The organism is Saccharopolyspora antibiotica (assembly GCF_047200635.1).
Taxonomy (GTDB): Bacteria; Actinomycetota; Actinomycetes; order Mycobacteriales; family Pseudonocardiaceae; genus Saccharopolyspora_C.
On record NZ_JBJZOI010000004.1, the window covers coordinates 190,606 to 208,280 of the forward strand.

The 17,675-nt window shown below is 73.4% G+C and carries 11 protein-coding genes; 9 read left to right on the forward strand and 2 right to left on the reverse strand.

The genetic code is table 11. The features are described 5' to 3' along the window. Window positions 1–4 precede the first annotated feature (4 nt). From ACL03H_RS04135 to panD, 7 genes are all read left to right on the forward strand, one after another. Window positions 5–382, forward strand: coding sequence for a PH domain-containing protein (locus tag ACL03H_RS04135; RefSeq protein WP_412809714.1), 378 nt, complete (start codon window positions 5–7; stop codon window positions 380–382). Between the two features lie 728 nt (window positions 383–1,110). Beyond that, on the forward strand, window positions 1,111–2,301 hold the full coding sequence (locus tag ACL03H_RS04140; RefSeq protein ID WP_412809715.1) for a glycoside hydrolase family 64 protein: 1,191 nt from the start codon (window positions 1,111–1,113) through the stop codon (window positions 2,299–2,301). A gap of 869 nt (window positions 2,302–3,170) precedes the next feature. Beyond that, window positions 3,171–9,908: an amino acid adenylation domain-containing protein gene (locus ACL03H_RS04145; protein WP_412809716.1), complete on the forward strand. Its 6,738-nt coding sequence runs from the start codon at window positions 3,171–3,173 to the stop codon at window positions 9,906–9,908. Beyond that, a complete protein-coding gene (locus tag ACL03H_RS04150; RefSeq protein WP_412809717.1) occupies window positions 9,905–10,090 on the forward strand; it encodes an MbtH family protein in 186 nt (61 codons plus the stop codon). Before ACL03H_RS04145 ends, ACL03H_RS04150 begins: the two co-directional genes overlap by 4 nt. Next, entirely contained in the window at window positions 10,083–11,513 is a 1,431-nt protein-coding gene (locus ACL03H_RS04155; RefSeq protein ID WP_412809718.1) for an MFS transporter, read from the forward strand. Before ACL03H_RS04150 ends, ACL03H_RS04155 begins: the two co-directional genes overlap by 8 nt. Window positions 11,514–11,531: 18 nt before the next feature. Continuing rightward, a complete protein-coding gene (locus tag ACL03H_RS04160; protein WP_412809719.1) occupies window positions 11,532–13,388 on the forward strand; it encodes an FAD/NAD(P)-binding protein in 1,857 nt (618 codons plus the stop codon). 121 nt (window positions 13,389–13,509) lie between these two features. Continuing rightward, on the forward strand, window positions 13,510–13,914 hold the full coding sequence (gene panD, locus ACL03H_RS04165; RefSeq protein ID WP_412809794.1) for an aspartate 1-decarboxylase: 405 nt from the start codon (window positions 13,510–13,512) through the stop codon (window positions 13,912–13,914). Between the two features lie 45 nt (window positions 13,915–13,959). Here the strand turns inward: panD and ACL03H_RS04170 are convergent, their stop codons facing one another. Further along, window positions 13,960–14,688 carry a LysR substrate-binding domain-containing protein gene (locus ACL03H_RS04170; RefSeq protein ID WP_412809720.1) on the reverse strand — a complete coding sequence of 243 codons (729 nt, stop codon included), beginning with the start codon at window positions 14,686–14,688 and terminating at the stop codon, window positions 13,960–13,962. A 61-nt stretch (window positions 14,689–14,749) separates the two neighbouring features. On the opposite strand from ACL03H_RS04170, the gene ACL03H_RS04175 reads away from it, so the two are divergent. Beyond that, window positions 14,750–15,136, forward strand: a complete 387-nt coding sequence (locus tag ACL03H_RS04175; protein ID WP_412809721.1) for a DUF5997 family protein — start codon at window positions 14,750–14,752, stop codon at window positions 15,134–15,136. 52 nt (window positions 15,137–15,188) lie between these two features. Here the strand turns inward: ACL03H_RS04175 and ACL03H_RS04180 are convergent, their stop codons facing one another. Further along, on the reverse strand, window positions 15,189–16,787 hold the full coding sequence (locus ACL03H_RS04180) for an aldehyde dehydrogenase (NADP(+)) (RefSeq protein WP_412809722.1): 1,599 nt from the start codon (window positions 16,785–16,787) through the stop codon (window positions 15,189–15,191). A 360-nt stretch (window positions 16,788–17,147) separates the two neighbouring features. Between ACL03H_RS04180 and ACL03H_RS04185 the strand changes: the two genes are divergently transcribed. Beyond that, window positions 17,148–17,462: a hypothetical protein gene (locus tag ACL03H_RS04185; RefSeq protein ID WP_412809723.1), complete on the forward strand. Its 315-nt coding sequence runs from the start codon at window positions 17,148–17,150 to the stop codon at window positions 17,460–17,462. The last annotated feature ends 213 nt before the right edge of the window (window positions 17,463–17,675 follow it).

The following is a 17,675-nucleotide window of genomic DNA, read 5'->3' on the forward strand; positions in this document are numbered from 1 at the left end:
TCGCGTGGGACTCTTCGACGGGATGATGGGCAACGCTTCGGCGATCGATCCTCGGGCGGCGGCGCAGGAGTACGGGCGGCTGCTGGCGCAGGGCGAGGTCGTGCAGGCCGCCTACCAGCTGATCCGGGACTCGCTCCTGTTCACCGACCGGCGGCTGATCATGATCGACAAGCAGGGCGTGACGGGGCGCAAGACCGAGTACCACTCGATTCCGTACCGGGCCATCACGCACTTCTCGGTGGAGACCGCGGGAACCTTCGACCTCGACGCCGAGCTGAAGATCTGGCTGTCCGGCACCGCCGAGCCGTTCGTGAAGCAGTTCGGCAAGGGCGTCGACGTCTACGAGGTGCAGGCGCTCGTGAGCACCTACGCGGCGCGCTGAGCGCGCGCTCCGGCGCGGCGGAGGCGGGCCCGCGGCGTCCGCTGGAACGTCCGCGCGCCCGACGGGCGTTGAGCCGCCCCGCCGGCTGAGCGGGTCGCCCCGGGGCTCGGCCCCGGGCGCCCCGCCGCGTCCCGCCCCGCCGCCGGGCCCGGCTGGACGGGCGGCGAACCTCGCCGCCTCACCGCGGATCAGCCGCGGCCCCAGGCGTCCGCGCGCCGCGTCGCTCGTGCCGCGCGAGCACGGGAGCCGAGCGGTTCAGGACCGCTGGGACCAGCCGTCCCGCCTCCAGCCCGCGCGCGGTCGCCCAGCTCCGCCAGCGGCGCCGGCACCGCCAGGGCGGGCCGCCCGGCCGACGAGTCACCGAGCTGCCGGAGATCCGGCCCGTTCCCGGGCCCCGGATGTTGGAGTACGTGCGATCTGGTGCCGTGCGAGCAGTCTTCGGTGTGAGAACCGGATGCGACTTTCGTTTGATCTTTCGCGGCAGCGGCCCGTTGTGCACTGGTTTTGCGGGATCCGTCAGGACGTTTCCCAGTTTTGTGGCTGGATGTCGCCCGTTGCTTGCATTTTCCGCGACGGTGTGCGGTTCCGTTGATTCATGTTCAGAGGTGGTGATTAGACTCCTTTTGGGGGTATTTATGGGCAGGTCTAGACCGGCACACTCTCGGGATCGATCACGAGAGGATCAGCCGCCTTCCGAGGCGGCCCCGTTCTTCCTGGAGGTAAGCCCCATGGTTTCTCGTCGGCGGTTTCTCGGGTATTCCGCTGCGGCCCTGAGCACCCCGTTCTGGGCCCAGGCCATCAGCGCCCCGTTCGCGTCGGCGGCCCCGGAAAACCTGAAGTTCGTGCTGCAGAACAACTCCGGTGCCACCGCCCACGCCTACATCGCCGGGTTCTCGGACGCGGAGAAGAAGGCCGTGTTCATCCGCCCCGACGGCACCTCGTACTTCCCCGAGGCGGGTGGCGCCGAGCCGGAGCCGCTGGGTGAGGACCCGGCGATCCCGGTCGACGGCAGCGTCGAGGTCACCGTCCCGCGCATGTACGGCGCGCGGGTCTACTTCGTGACCGACGACAAGCTCGACTTCCAGGTCGTCAAGGCGGCCGACGGCACGACCTCCGTCGTGCACCCGAACTTCGTGTCCGAGGAGGACTCGAACTACGGGAAGGACTGGACCTTCGCCGAGTTCACCCTCAACTCCGAGCAGCTCTACGCGAACATCAGCTACGTCGACTTCGTCGCGGCGCCGATCTCGCTGGCGCTGAAGGCCTCCAGCGGGGACCAGGAGGTCCCCGGGATGCCCACCGGTGGCATGGACAAGGTCGCCCAGGGCCTCCGCGACCAGGGCGGCAACTGGGGCGGTCTCGTCCAGGAGGCGGACGGCAAGGTCGTCCGGGTGCTCAACCCGAACCACCGCGCCGCCGACTTCGAGGGCTACCTGGAGCCCTACGTGGACGAGGTCTACGCCAAGTACGCGGGCGAGAGCCTGTTCATCGACACCCAGCGCGACGACCTCGGCGTCCTCGAGGGCAAGGTCGAGGGCGAGGAGCTCGTCTTCGGTTCGGAGCGGTTCGAGAAGCCGGTGTCGGTCGACATCTGGGGCTGCAACAGCGGCCCGTTCGCGAACAACCCCGACAGCGACTCCCAGGAGCGCCTGGCGATCGTGCCGCGCCTCGCGGCCGCTTTCAACCGCACCACGCTGCTGATCAATCCGAACCAGCCCCACGAGGAGGACCCGGAGACCTTCTACCAGAACGAGGTCACCAACCACTACGCCCGCGTGGTGCACGAGAACCTGCCCGACGGCAAGGGCTACGCGTTCGCCTACGACGACGTGAGCTCGAACGCGGGCGAGGACCACAGCGGCAAGGTCAACGCCGGCGACCCCGAGGTGTTCACCCTCACCCTCAACGCCATCCGCTGATCCGACGGCGCACGACGGCCGGTCCGCACCTCGCGGGCCGGCCGTTCGCGCGTCCCGGGGCCCGTCGCGGGCGGGGACCGCTGACCGGGCGGGGCGCCGCCGGTGGGCGCGTCGGGCGCAGCGAGCGCGGCCGAACGCGCGAGCGCTCCGCGGTGCCACCGGACCAGCGCGGGCGAGCCCGCCGCGCGGGCACGAATCCAGTTCTTTCCCCAGAATCGAATGTGCTCGCGTGGTGTGCCGACCAATCGGTTGAATCGAACAGCGGATCGCGATTGCGCCGAGAAGTGGACGCGCACTTCGTTCCCGCGAGGTGAAGAATTGCTCGCGGCTCTCCGGATCATTCGGGGATCTGGTCGTTGAATGGTCCCTTCGAGCTAACTTGGGATCCGGCGAAATCGAGTTGTTGGCGGTGACCTGCGTCGTCGTGAATGATTTCCGCGAGCAGGGTTTCCGAGATGTTGCCGGTCTGTTGCGCGATCGTGGCGCCCTGGCTACGGTGATCATCGAACAGCGTGAACGAGGAGCTCGGGCCGCCTCTGGCGCGGTGGAGCTGGCGAGGTTCCGGCGCGTCCGCTGCCCGCGGGCTCCCGGAAGCAGCTGTTCAGGCCGTAGTCCGATGATGTCGAACCACGATTGAACTGAGCCGGGCGCGTCTGGCGGTGCGCTCCTTGTCCGTTCGCGTTCCGGGGTTTCTCGATCGTGCGCGAATGAATTGGGACGAGGATGCGAGGAGATTGTTCCGGGCGCTGTTTCCCGGGATGTCGCCTCTTTTTGCTCTGATCGGTCGGTGGTCCCGGCCGCGTCCGTCTCCGTCGACCAGTACGTGCCGGCCGGAACGAGGTCGGAATTCCGGAAGGGCTGGTGCCGTCATGTCGAAGAACCTCGCTCGGAGGCTGGAGGAGCGGTTCGCGGAGCTCGCCGGGATCCGGCCGGAGGCCGTGGCCGTGGTCGACGGCGAGCGGCACGTCAGCTACGGCGAACTGGAGGAGCGCTCGGCGGTGATCGCGCGCGGGCTGGCTGCGCGGGGGGTGCGCGGCGGGGACGTCGTGGGGTTGGCGCTGCCGAAGTCCGCCGAGCTCATCGCCTGCATGGTGGGTGTGCTCCGGGCCGGTGCGACCTACCTGCCGATGGACCCCGCCTACCCGGCGGAGCGGCTGCGGTACTTCCTGGCCGACGCCCGGCCGAGCTGCGTGGTCGTCGACGACGAGAGCGCGGCGCTGCTGCCGGACGCCCCGGCCGCGCGGCTCGGCGAACTCCTCGCCGAGGGGGACGAACCCCGACCGGGGGAGCAGGCGGGGGAGGCGGCGTACGTCATCTACACGTCCGGTTCCACCGGCGACCCCAAGGGCGTGCTGGTGGCCCACGCCAGCGTGACCGAGCTGGTGGACCGCACCGGGGAGCACTTCGACTTCGGCCCCGAGGACGTGTGGACGTTCTTCCACTCCCAGTGCTTCGACTTCTCGGTCTGGGAGATCTGGGGTCCGCTGCTCACCGGCGGGCGGATCGTGGTGGTGCCGTACCGGGTGAGCAGCTCACCGGCCGACTTCCTGCGGCTGCTGCGTCGCGAGCGCGTCACGGTGCTCAACCAGACCCCGTCGTCGTTCGCGCTGCTGAGCGAGACGGCGGCGGCGCACCCGGACGAACGCCCGGCGCCGCGCCACGTGATCTTCGGAGGGGAGCCGCTGGACTTCGCGCTGCTGCGCGGCTGGCACGACGCGGTGGGCCCGGCGACGACCTTCGCGAACATGTACGGCATCACCGAGACCACCGTGCACACCACGCTGCGGACCGTCACCGCCGAGGACGTCGAGACGGCCTCGGCCAGCGGGATCGGCCGAGCGCTGCCGCACCTGGCGGTGCACGTCCTGGACGAGCGGCTCGCGCCGGTCGCTCCCGGCGAGATCGGCGAGATCCACGTCTCGGGCGCCGGGGTCGCGATCGGGTACCTGAACAAGCCCGCGCTGACGGCGGATCGCTTCGTCGCCTGCCCCTTCGCCCCCGGTGAGCGGATGTACCGGTCCGGCGACCTGGCGCGGCTGCGCCACGACGGCGGGTTGGACTACGTCGGCCGGTCCGACGACCAGCTCAAGGTGCGCGGTTTCCGCATCGAACCGGGTGAGGTGGAGCGCGCGCTCGGCGAGCACCCGGACGTGGACCGCGCGGCGGTGCTCAAGCAGGACCTGCCGGGTGCCGGAGCCTCGCTGGTCGCCTACGTCTCACCCGGCGAGCTCGACGGCTCGGCACCGGGCGAGACCGAGCAGGTGGACCGGTGGCGGGAGGTCTACCAGGACACCTACGACGACCTGGCGTCCGCGGACGAGGCGGGCGCGTTCGTCGGCTGGAACCGCAGCTGGGACCAGCGGCCGATCCCGCTCGCGGAGATGCGGCGGTGGCGGGCCAGCACCGTCGACCGGATCCTGGAGCTCGAACCGGATCGCGTCCTGGAGATCGGGGCGGGAAGCGGCCTGCTGCTGGGGGAGATCGCCCCGAAGTGCTCCCGGTACTGGGCCACCGACCTGTCCGAGTCGGCCGTGGCGAACCTCCGCGCGCGCTTCGCCGACGGCCCCGGTGAGGTCCGCGTGCTGCACCGCCCGGCGCACGACTTCTCCGGCCTGCCGCAGGGCGCCTTCGACGTCGTGGTGCTCAACTCCGTGGTGCAGTACTTCCCGAGCTCGGCGTACCTGGAGCGCGTGCTCGCCGGAGCGGCGCGGCTGCTGGCGCCGGGCGGCCGGCTCTTCGTCGGCGACGTGCGGAACCTGGTGCTGCACCGGCACTTCGCCGCCGAGGTGGTGGGCTTGCGCCACGACGCGGAGGCGTTGACCGCGAGGCGGGCGCGGCGGCTGGTGGCGGCCGAGCTGGATCGGGACGGTGAACTGCTGGTCGATCCGAGGTTCTTCGCGCGGCTGCTCGGCCCGGACCACGACCTCACCGGGGTGCGGGTCCGCGTCAAGGCCGAGAACGCGGACAACGAGCTCAGCGCCTATCGCTACGACGTGGTGCTGCGCCGCGCCGGATCCGGCGGTGGCCCCGACGGGGAGCTCGCCGAGCTCGACTGGGGGTCCGAGTGCTCCGACCTGGCCGGGTTGCGGGAGGCCCTGGCCGGGACGCGGAGCGAAGTGCGGGTGCGCGGGGTGCCGAACCGGCGCGTCGCGCGCGGCGCCCGGTGGCTGGCCGCGCTGGACGGTGACGGGGACTGGCCGCCTCGCGCGGAGGTCGGCGGCTACGACCCCGCCGAGCTGTGCGAGCTCGGGACCCGGCTCGGCTTCGCGGCGACCGCGACCTGGAACGCGCAGGACCCGGCCCGCTTCGACCTCGTGCTCTGCCGCCCCGGCCGGGTGCGCTGGGAGCGCACCCCGCCCGCCGTGGCCGACGGGGAACCGCTGACCAGCGAACCGATGCGCTCCGGCCCGGCGCGGCGCCGCCGGGGGAACGCGATCCGGGAGTGGCTCGGTCGGCGGCTCCCGCACCACCTGGTGCCCTCCGCGGTCGTGGTGGTGGACGAGTTCCCGCTGACCGCGAACGGGAAGCTGGACAAGCGGGCCCTCCTCGACCGGCACCGCCCGGGCCCCGACTCGGCACCCGCGCCCGCCACCGAGCAGGAGACGGTGCTCGTGCGCCTCGTCGCCGACGTGCTCGGGTCGCCGGTGGTGTCCCCGGCGGACGGCTTCCTGGAGGTGGGCGGGGATTCGCTGTCCGCGGCCCGGGTGGTGAACCGGCTGCGCACCGAGCTCGGGGTGGAGGTCTCGGTGAAGGACGTGCTCGGCGCCACCGCGCTCGCCGAGCTCGCGCGCATCGCGGCGGAGGCGCCGCGGGCCCGGCCGCCGCTCGCGCGGACCGGAGCGGCCCCGGCGCGGTACCCGCTGTCGGCCGCGCAGCGCAGCCTGTGGTTCAACGCCCGCCTCGCGGGCGCCTCCTCGACCTACAACGTGCCGGTGTGCTTCGACCTCTCCGGCGAGGTCGACACCGGTCGGCTCGCCGCGGCGTTCCGGCGCCTGGTGGCGGGAACGGACGTCCTGCGCAGCCGCTTCCTCGTGGACGAGCGCGGGGATCCGGTGCAGGAGGTGCTGCCGGCCGACGCGCTCGACGAGATCGTCGAGGAGCGGGCCCCCGCCCCGGGCGAGTCGGTCGAGGAGGCCACCGCCCGGCTCACCGCGCGGCCGTTCCAGCTCGACGCGCAGGTCCCGAGTCGCCTGTTCCTCCTGCGCTGCGGTGCTGACCGGGTGCGCGCACTGCTGGTCTTCCACCACATCGTCGTCGACGGCTGGTCGCTCCGGCCGATCCTGCACCGGCTCGCCGCCTGCTACGCCGGTGCCGACCCGGAGCGAGGGACTCGCTACGCCGACTACCTGGCCTGGCGGCAGGTGCTGCTCGGCACCGAGAGCGAGCCCACCGCGCTGCGCCGGGAGCAGACCCGGTACTGGCGCGGGCGGCTCGCCGACCTCGCCCCGCTGCTGCGGCTGCCGACCGACCGGCCCCGCCCGCCGGAGTTCGACGAGCGCGGAGCATCGCACCGCTTCGTGCTCGGCGCGGACACCGCGCGGCGCATCGACCGCGCGGCCCGCGAACACGACTGCACCCCGTTCATGCTGCTGCAAACGGCGCTCGGGGTGCTGCTGGCGCGGCTGAGCGGCGCGACCGACGTGCCGATCGGGATCGCCGTGTCCGGGCGGGACGATCCCGCGCTGCACGAGGCGATCGGCAACTTCGCCAACACCGTCGTGCTGCGGCTGGACCTGCGCGGTCATCCGACGTTCGCCGAGCTGCTCGCCCAGGTCGCCGAGCTGAGCCTGAGCGCTTACCAGCACCAGGACCTGCCGTTCGAGTCCGTGGTCAACGCCCTCAACCCGGAGCGCTCGCTGAGCCACCACCCCGTCTACCAGGTGCTGTCGACCTTCCAGGACGCCGAGGCCGAGCACCTGGAGCTACCGGGGGTCGAGGCGACCCCGGTCCCGGTGGACTCCGGCCGGGCGCGGTTCGACCTCGTCTTCGACTTCGTCCCCCGGGACGCGGAGATCTCCGCGACCGTGGAGTACCCGACCGCGCTGTTCGACCCGGGCACGATCAGCGCGCTGGCCGAGAGGTTCCGCCTCGTGCTGGAGGCGCTGCTGGCGGATCCCGGTTCCGCCGCGTTCGCGGGCGACCTGAGGCTGCCCGCGGAGCGCGCGGCCTACGAGGTGGCCTGCGCCCCCCGGCCCGCCGACGTCGGAGACGACACGGTGTTCGACCGCGTCCGCCGCCGCGCGCTCGCCGAACCGGACCGGATCGCCGTGCTCTCCGACGCGGAATCCCTCACCTACGGGCAGTTGCTGAGCCGGGCGGAGGCGATCGGGAACCTGCTGCGGCATCGCGGCGTCCGGCCCGGGGACCTGGTGGCGCTGCTGCTCGATCGCACCGGCGATCTGGTCGCGTCGCTGCTCGGAGTGATGTCGGCGGGCGCGGCGTACCTGCCGCTCGACCCGGCCCACCCGCCGGACCGGATCGCCCACGTCCTCGGTCAGGCCGGACCCCGGCTCGTCGTCGCCGACACCGGGCACGAGCTGTTACCGGACTCGGTGGCCGACCAGGTCGTCGACCTCACGGGCGCGGAGTCCGGCACCCGGCCACCGCGGGCCGTCGGCCCGGACTCCACGGCTTACGTCATCTACACCTCAGGTTCGACCGGAGCGCCCAAGGGCGTCGAGATCACGCACCGCTCGCTGGCGAGCTTCCTGCTCGGCATGGCGGACGTGCTGGGCACGGCGGAGGACGACGTCGTGCTCGCCACCGCCCCGATCGCGTTCGACATCTCCGGGATGGAGATCCTGCTGCCGTTGCTGCGCGGCGCCCGGGTCGTGCTGCTGCCCGCCGGGGTCACCGCCCAGCCCGACGTGCTCGGTGAACTGATCCACCGCTGGCGGCCCACCCTCGTCGAGGGGACGCCGACGATGTGGCAGCTGCTGCGCGAGTACGGCTGGACCGCGCCGCCCGGCATCACGGCGCTGTGCGGCGGGGAAGCGCTCACCGAGGACCTCGCGGACTACCTGGTCGAGATCGCGGACTCCGCGTGGAACGTCTACGGGCCCACCGAGACGACGGTCTGGTGCACCGCGCACCGGTTGCACCCCGGTGGATCCCCGGCGCTCGGACGGCCGGTGCACGACGCGCGGCTGCACGTCCTGGACCGGCACCTTCGACCGGTGCCTCCGGGCGCGGTGGGGGAGCTGCACATCTCCGGCGCCGGGCTGGCCCGCGGCTACTGGCGGCGGCCGGACCTCACCGCAGCGCGCTACGTCGCGGATCCGCACGACGAACCCGGATCCCGGTTCTACCGGACCGGCGACCTCGTCAGCTGGACGACAGCCGGGGAGATCCACTTCGTCGGTCGCGACGACGGGCAGGTGAAGCTGCGCGGCCACCGCATCGAGCTCGGCGAGGTCCGGGCGCGGCTGCTCGCCCACGAGGCCGTCGAGGCGGCCGAGGTCGTCGTCCGGGAGGACGCCTCCGGGGCGCAGGTCCTGGTGGCCTTCGCGGTGCTCACCGCGAGCCGGGGAAGCGACGAGCTCAGGGCGCACCTGCGGGCCGCGCTGCCCGAGTACATGGTGCCCGCGGCGATCGTCGTGCTGGACTCGTTCCCGCTGACCCCCAACGGGAAGGTGGACCGGGCCGCCCTGCCCTTCGATCCCGGTGGCGGTGCCGGAGCCGTCCGGGCGGCGACCGCGGACCAGGCGACGCTGCTCGCCGTCCTCTCCGACTCGCTCGGCGTCGAGGCCGGGGTGACCGACGACTTCTTCGCCCTCGGCGGCAACAGCGTCTCGGCCCTGCGGCTGTGCGCGCTGGCACGACGGCGCGGACTCGCGGTCGAACCCGCCGACGTCTTCGCGGGGCGCACCGTGCGCGGGATGCTCGACGTCCTCGCCGAACGCGGCGACGACCGGCGGCGACTGCTGGAGTTCCACGGAGGCGCCGCGCGGCGGGTGTTCTGCTTCTACCCGAAGGAAGGAATCGGCTGGCACTTCGCCGAACTCGCCCGCGCCCTGGGCGAGGACGTCGCGGTGCTGGCGTTCCACTCCCCGATGCTGTCCGGCGGAGCCGTGCCCGGCACCGTCGAGGAGGTCGCGGCCGCACACCTCGACGACGTGCTCGCGGCGCGGCCGGACGGGCCGTTTCACTTGGTGGGGTGGTCGTTCGGCGGCGTGCTCGCCTACGAGGTCGCTCGGTTGCTGCTGGCTCGCGGACACGCGGTAGGTTCGTTGACCGTGCTCGACATCGCCCCGTTCACCGGGCCGGTGCCGCCGTGGCCCGAAGGGTTGCCGACGGCGCTGGAACGGGCCCGCGAGGACGGCGAGGAAGCCCTGCTGGCCCCGGTCGCCCGGGTGCACGAGGTGCTGGTCGAGCGCCATCGAGCCGAGCCCGCCCCGGTGGCGGTGACCTACGCTTCCTCGCTCGACACGGCCGACCCGCGCGCCGACGCAGCGGGCTGGCGGAATCTCACCGGGATCGAGCCGCGCACCGCGCACCTGGACGCCCCGCACCGCGAGCTGCTGCGGCCCGAGGCCGCCGCGACCCTCGCCGGTGTCCTGCGCGCGCACCTCACCGACGAACCCACCGATCAGGAGGTACTTCCGTGACCAGCCCCTTCGACGACGAGTCGGCCTCGTTCGCCGTGCTGCGCAACGATCGCGCGCAGCACTCGTTGTGGCCCGGCGCCCTCCCGGGCCCCGACGGGTGGCACCAGGTGTTCGGGCCCGCGAGCCGGGCCGAGTGCGAGGAGTACGTCACCGAGCACTGGACGGACCTCACCCGTGCTTGAGACCGACACCGGCCGGACCGCGGCGGAGTCCCGGCAGGACCTGCTCGCGATCGGCCCGCTGCTGATCGGAGCGCTGCTCGCCCCGATCGACTACTTCATCGTCAACCTCACGCTGCCGGCCATCAGGGCCGACCTGGCGGCCGAGGGCTGGCAGCTGCAATTCGTCATCTCCGCCTACGCGGTTCCGTACGCGCTCGGGTTGATCCCCGGCGGACGGCTGGGCGACCGGTTCGGGCGCAGGAGGCTGTTCCTGCTGGGCCTCACCGGATTCGTGCTGGCCTCCGTCGGCTGCGGGCTGGCGACGAACGCCTACGCGCTCATCGCGGGGCGCTTCGCCCAGGGGATCGCGGTGGCGATGTTCCTGCCGCAGGTGCTGGCGACCTTCCGCGCGGCGCTCGCCGTGCGCCACCAGACCAGGGTGATCGCGGCCTACGGCTTCGTGTTCGGGCTCGGCGCCATCGTCGGGCAGGTCGGCGGCGGGCTGCTGCTGGAAGCCGACGTGCTCGGACTCGGCTGGCGCGCGATCTTCTGGATCAACGTGCCCGTCGGCCTGCTCGCCCTCGCGGGAGCCCGCGCCTGGGCGCGGGAGAACTTCGGCGACCGCGACGGTTCCGTCGACCTCGCCGGGGCGGTGAGCCTGTGCCTGCTCATCGGACTGGTGATCGTCCCGCTGTCCCTGGGACGATCGCTGGGCTGGCCCTGGTGGACCTTCGCCTGCCTGCTGGCCGCCGTCCCGCTGGGCTGGTGGTTCGTGCGGTTCCAGCGGAACCGGACCTCGGTGCGGCCGCTGGTCGACGTCGAGCTGATCCGCGGTCCCGTCGTCTGGCGCGGGTTGCTGCTGGCGTTCTGGTTCTACACCGACAGCATCTTCTTCCTCGGCTTCGGCCTGTACCTGCAGGAGGGCCTGGGGTGGAGCGCGGTCGACGCCGCGATGCTGTTCCTGCCGTTCTCCGCGGGATTCATCGTGGGGCCGCTGGTGGTCCCCCGGCTGGTCGCGCTGACCGGCCGGTACGCCGTCACCGTCGGATTCGCCGTGATCGCGGCCGGATTCGGGGCGCAGGTCGCCGCGCTGGCCACCTCGAACGGACCCGGCGCCCCGCTCGTGATCGGGTTGGTGGTCGCCGGGATCGGGCACGGGCTGGTGCTGTCCTCGCTGACCAGGGTGCTGATGATGGGCGTCCAGCGCCGGTGGGCCGGGCAGATCTCCAGCTTGGTCAGCTCGTCGATGCAGCTCGGTTCGGCCTCCGGGGTGGCCGGCTTCGGCCTGGTGCTGTTCGCGGCCCTCGGCGGGCGCACCGACGCGCGGTCCTACAGCGCCGCCTTCGCGGTCGCGGAGTCCTGCCTGACGGCCGCGCTCCTCGGCTGCCTGCTGCTGAGCCTGTCGCTGGCCCGCGTGCTGCGCACCGCTGCCGCGGTGGAGTGAGAGAGAGGACGAACGGGGATGCGTGATGGGTTCGCAGTGGCCGTCATCGGAACCGGCCCGCGCGGGGTGTCCGTCATCGAACGGCTGGTCACCCGGATCGGCGAGCGCGGGTGGACCGGCCGGGTGACGGTGTACGCGATCGACGCCGTCGAGGTGGGCTGCGGACGCACCTGGCGCACCGATCAACCCGACGAGCTGCTGATGGACAACTCCACCGACGAGCTCACCATGTTCTCCGGCCCCGCCGACGACGGACCGGTCCGCGCCGGGCACGGGCCGACGCTGGCGGAGTGGTACCGCGGTTCCGGGCGCACCGCGGGCGTCCGCATCGGGGACGCGGTGTACGCGCCGCGCCGCGCCTACGGCGAATATCTCCGCGAGGGCTTCGACGCCGTGCGGCGCCACGCGCCGGAACAGGTCCGGGTCGTGCCCGTGCACGACGAGGTCGTGGCGGTGACGAAGGACGACGGCTACGCCGTGGTGCTCAAGTCCGCTCCGGACCTGCTGGTGGACCGGGTCGTGTTCGCCACCGGCCACCCCGAGCACGAGGCCGACGCCGAACCCGCCGGGCTCGGCGGAGCGGGGCTGCACGAGCGGGATTTCCCGTTCGTGCGGTCCCGCCCCGCGGCCGAGATGGACCTCGACCGGGTGGTCGCCGGGAGCGCCGTCGGGGTCCTCGGGATGGGCTTGTCCTTCTACGACGTGCTGATCTCCCTCACCGCCGGGCGCGGCGGCGAGTTCGTCCGCGATCCGGCGGGAACCCTCCGGTACCGGCCGAGCGGCGCCGAGCCCGCCCGGATCGTCGCCGGATCCCGCACGGCGGTGCCGATCCGGGTGCGCGGGGTGCACCAGCGGCTCGGCCCCCGCACCTACGCGCCGGTGCTGTTCACCGAGGCCCGGGTGCGGGCGCTGCGGGCGCGCGGGAAGAACGACTTCGCGGTCGACGTGCAGCCTTGGGTCGACGCCGAGGTGAACGTCGCCTACTTCCGGGCGCTGCTCGCCGCCGAGCGCGGCCAGCGGACCGCCGACCGCTTCGCGCGCGTGCTCGCCGGGGCCGACCCCGCCGATCCGCGGCAGGCGGTGCTCGACGCGCTGGCCGAGGTGGGCGCCGCCGGGTACCGGCCGCTCGACCTGCGCGCCCACGCCGATCCCTTCCGCGGGGTGCGGTTCGCGGATCCGGCCGGGTTCCAGTCCGCCCTGTGCCGGGTGGTGCGCGAGGACCTCGAGCACGCCGAGGCGGGCAACATCGACGATCCGCTCAAGTCCGCCCTGGAGGTGCTGCGCACCACCCGCGATCTCCAACGGCTCGCCGTCGACCACGGCGGACTGACCCCGGCGGCGCACCGGGCGTTCGTCTCCGAGGTCGCCCAACCGCTGTCCTTCCTGTCCGCCGGAACACCGCTGGTGCGCGCCGAGCAGTTCCTGGCGCTGGTCGACAGCGGGCACCTGGGCGTCGTCGGCCCGCGCACCGAGTGCTCCTGGGATCCCGGCCACGACCGGCTCGCGATGCACTCGCCCCAGGTCGCCGGTTCGCGGGTGCGGGTGGACGCGCTCGTCGACGCCAGGCTGCCCAGGCCCGACCTGCACCGCGACAGCTCCCCGCTGACCAAGCAGCTGATCAAGGAGGGGATCTGGAACAGCTTCGTCAACCGCGCCGACGGCGAGGAGTTCGACACCGGCGGGGTCGCGGTGACCGAGGCGCCCTTCCACCCCCTCGACAGCGCGGGCGATCCCGACCGGGGCCTCTACGTCCTCGGCCTGCCCACCGAGCACGTCCGGTGGTTCATGCAGGTCGGCACGACGCCGCCCGGCTACGAGCACCGCGGCCTCGGCGCCGATTCCGAGGCCGTCGTGGCGGACCTGCTGCGTTCGTGACCAGAGGAGGAGGCCCCGTGAACCCCTGAGCCCGACCGCGTCCCCGCCCCACGACCTGCCCAGAGACGAGCCAGCGCTCCGTGGCCGAGGCCACGAGAAGGGACGGCGCGCAGTGCGCACCATGTTGAAGTCGAAGATCCATCGAGCCACCGTCACGCAGGCGGACCTGCACTACGTGGGTTCGCTGACGATCAGCAGGGACCTCATGGACCAGGCGGACCTGATGACCGGCGAGCGCGTCGACGTCGTGGACGTCGACAACGGGGCGCGGCTGACCACCTACGTCATCGAGGGCGAGGCCGGTGCGGGCGTCATCGGCATCAACGGCGCCGCGGCCCGGCTCATCCAGCCGGGAGACCTCGTCATCATCCTGGCCTACGCGCTGGTGGACGACGAGCGCGCCCGCCGCCTCGAACCGCGGGTGCTGTTCGTCGACGGCGAGAACCGCGTCCTCGACGAGGGCGCGGACCCCGCCGCGGTGCCCCCGGGCTCCGAGCTGCGCCGCGGCGACCGAACGGAGCGCTAGGCCGGGGACGGGGCGGGCGCGTGCCGGTGTCCGCCCCGAGTCCCGCTAGCGGCGCCGCGGCTTGCCCTTGCCGGAACGCCCGCCCGGACGCGGTGCCCGGTTCGCGGCGGGCTTGGCGCGGACCGTCTTGGCGGGGCGCTCACCCCGCGCCGAGGCCCGCTCCTGCTGGCCGCGGGTGCTGTTGGCGGTGCGGCCGCGGACTACGCCGATGAACTCCTCCACCAGGTCGCCCGTCCCGTCCTCCGGCCAGGCCAGCGCCACGCGGGACTGCGGCACGTCCGCGACCGGCCGGTAGGTGAGGTCCTTGCGGTGGTGCAGCCGGGCGAGCGACTGGGGGACCACGAGCAGCCCGACCCCGGCGGCCACCAGCTCGATCGCGGCGCCGGTCGTGGCCGGCCGCTCGATCGCGGGCCGCCCCGGCGGGGCCGTCCAGCCGAGGGCGTCGTCCAGCGGGTGCAGCACGAGCTCGTCGGCCAGGTCGGCGGGGGACACCTCCTCAGCGGCGGTGACCACGTGATCCTTCGGCACGACGACCACGGTCGTCTCGGTGTAGAGCGGGATCGCGTGCAGGCCGTCCCGATCGGTGGGCAGCCGCAGCAGCACGGCGTCGACCGCGCCCTCCCGGGCCAGGCCGGCGGCGGCCGCGGCGGTGGTGCTCACGAGGTCCAGCGGGACCGACGGGCGGCGCTCGGCCCAGATGCGCGCCCACTTGCCGGGCGTCACCCCCGGGACGTAGCCGAGGGAGAACGAGGGGGAGTCGACCGAGCCTGCCACGGGCCCAGGCTACCGGGCGTCACCGCAGGTACCGCGCTCCCCGGTCCGTACCCTGGAGGCCATGACGTCGCAGAAGACCTCCCAGACGATGAAGCCCGCAACCGCGGCGAAGAAGCTGAACGTGTACCTCGAAGCCACCCCCGCGGAGTTCCAGGAGGGTGTCGTCTCCCGCGACGAGCTCAACTCCCTGCAGACCGACCCGCCGGAGTGGCTGCGCGAGCTGCGCCGCAACGGCCCGCACCCGCGCCAGGTGGTCGCCGCCAAGCTCGGCGTGTCCATCGGGGGTCTCGCGCGCGCCGGGATCACCGAAGCGCTCACCACCGAGCAGATCAACGCGCTGAAGGAGCAGAACCCGGCCTGGCTGGAGCAGGAGCGCGCCACCCAGGCCGAGGTCCGCAAGGAGGCGTCCCGCGCCAAGGAGAAGGAGAGGGCCGCCCGCCAGTCCTGACGAGCGGCACCGGTCCGGGGCGCCCTGGACCGGAGCGCCCCGGACCTGCGGGTCAGTGCTTGCCGAGCTCGCCGTCCACCCGGCGCCAGATGCCCGCCGGGTTCCCGTCCGCGAGGACCTCGGGCAGCAGCGCGGCGGGCACGTCCTGGTAGGCGACCGGCCGCAGGAACCGCTCGATCGCGCGCGAGCCCACCGAGGTGGTGCGGGAGTCCGAAGTGGACGGGAACGGGCCGCCGTGCACCATCGCGTGCCCGACCTCGACACCGGTGGGCCATCCGTTGAACAGGATCCGCCCGGCCTTGCGCTCCAGGACGGGCAGCAGCGCGCCGGCCTCGGCCAGGTCGGCCTCGGTGGCGTGCACGGTCGCGGTGAGCTGCCCGTCCAGCCCGGCCGCGAGCGAGCGGACCTGCTCGGCGTCCCGGCAGCGGATCACCACGGAGCAGGAGCCGAAGACCTCCTCGTCGAGACCGCCCGTGAGGAACGCGGCCGCGTCGGTCACCAGCAGCGCCGCCCGGCACGACTGCGGCGCGTCGGACTCCCGTCCACGAGCCAGCACCTGCACGCCGTCGGCGGACGCGAGCCGATCCACCCCGGCTTCGTACGCGCGGGCGATCCCGGGCGTGAGCATCGGCGTGGGGCTGGTCGCGGTGACCGCCTCGGCCGCGCCGTCCAGGAAGGCGCCCAGCTCCGGCCCGTCGACGGCGATCACCAGGCCGGGGTTGGTGCAGAACTGCCCGGAACCCGTGGTGAGCGAGCCGACGAACTCCCCGCCGAGCTCCGCCGCCCGGGCGGTGAGCGCCCCCGGCAGCAGGAAGACGGGGTTGATGCTGCTCATCTCCGCGTACACCGGGATCGGCTGCGGCCTGCGCTGCGCGGCGGCGCAGATCGAGAGACCCGCGACGCGGGAACCGGTGAAGCCGACCGCCTGGATCCGCGGATCGCTCACCAGCGCGGTCCCCAGCCCCGGCCCGGTTCCGTAGAGCAGTGAGAAGGTGCCCGCCGGCAGCCCGCACGACGCCACCGCGTCGCTGATGGCTCGCGCCACCAGCTCGCAGGTCCCCGGGTGGGCGTCGTGCGCCTTGACCACCACGGGACACCCGGCGGCCAGCGCGGAGGCCGTGTCACCGCCCGCCACCGAGAACGCCAGCGGGAAGTTGCTCGCGCCGAACACGGCGACCGGGCCCAGCGGGATCGCGCGCTGCCGGATGTCGGCGCGCGGAGCGGGAGCGCGGTCGGGCAGCGCCGGGTCGATGCGAGCCTCGGTGAAGCTGCCCTCCCGAACCACCTGGGCGAACAACCGCAGCTGGCCGGTGGTGCGGCCCCGTTCCCCGGTCGTGCGGGCCAACGGCAACCCGCTCTCGCGGTGGGCGCGCTCCGAGAGCACCGCGCCGACGGCCTCGATGTTGTCGGCGATGGTCTCCAGGAACGTCGCGCGCTGCTCGAAGGTGGTGGCGCGGTAGGCCTCGTACGCCTCCTCCGCCGCCGCGCAGGCCCGCTCGACCTCCGCATCACCGCCGTAGCCGTAAGCCGGTTCCAGCTCGGCTCCGGTGCCGGGATCGATGGCGCGGATCCGCTCGCCCGCGCCGAAGACCGGGACGCCCGCGATCAGCATCCGCCCGGTGAGCTCGGTGGCGGTGGGGGCTGTGGTCATGCGATGAGACCTCCTGGGTCCGTCGGGTCTGGTTCCTCGGGGGTTCAGGAATGCGGACGGTGGCGACGGCGTGCGCACCCCGCTGCGGAGGACATTAGGATCCGCGGCCGATGCGTGTCCAACTCCGATCTCGCATCGGCCGATGGGGGAACAGCACCGCGCAGCGGGGGACGACGATGTTCGAGGTCCACCAGCTCTCCGGGTTCGCGGCGGTCGCGGCGGAATCGCACCACTGCCGGGCCGCAGCTGGCACGCCCCGCTGAGCAGGCCCGCGACGCCGGCCGTGCGCCGCGTCCTCGCTGGTGAGGCCGGGTCGCGGCCTGCGGCGTGCTGCTGGCGGCGCGGAAGCGGCTGTCGCACGTGGGTGATGCGCTGCGGGCACTGGTCACCCGCGAGCAACTGGACGTGCTGTCCCCCGGTGCGCTGGACCTCGGCCCCGGCCGGCCGCCGACCACCCGGCCGGAGCGGGACTCGCCCCGGCTGCTGGCGGGGCCGCCGCTGGCCGCGCCGCCGGAGCCGCCGCACCCCGCCGACGTCGACGCCGCCGACGTCGTCCCGCACTCGCGACGGACACCCGCCGCTGCCACGAGCCGCTGGTCTTTCGGGAGGCCCACGTCTCACCGCGCCGCCCGCAGCACGCCCGCCAGCTGCGCACCGTGCTGGCGCTCGTGCTAGCGGGCTTCGGCATCGCGCTGGTGCCCTCGACGGCAGCGCTGCTGAGCCCCGGCGGCGCTGTCCCGCGCGCGGTCGAGCTGCCACCCGCGACCGGTCGAGTTGCACCAGGCGCGGCGCCGGGCAACGGCGCTCCCGCGCTCACCGCCCCGCTGAACAGCCGCCCGGTTTCGCGGCGGGCGGTGCGCGCCCGCTCGGCACGGCCTCCCGGAGCGA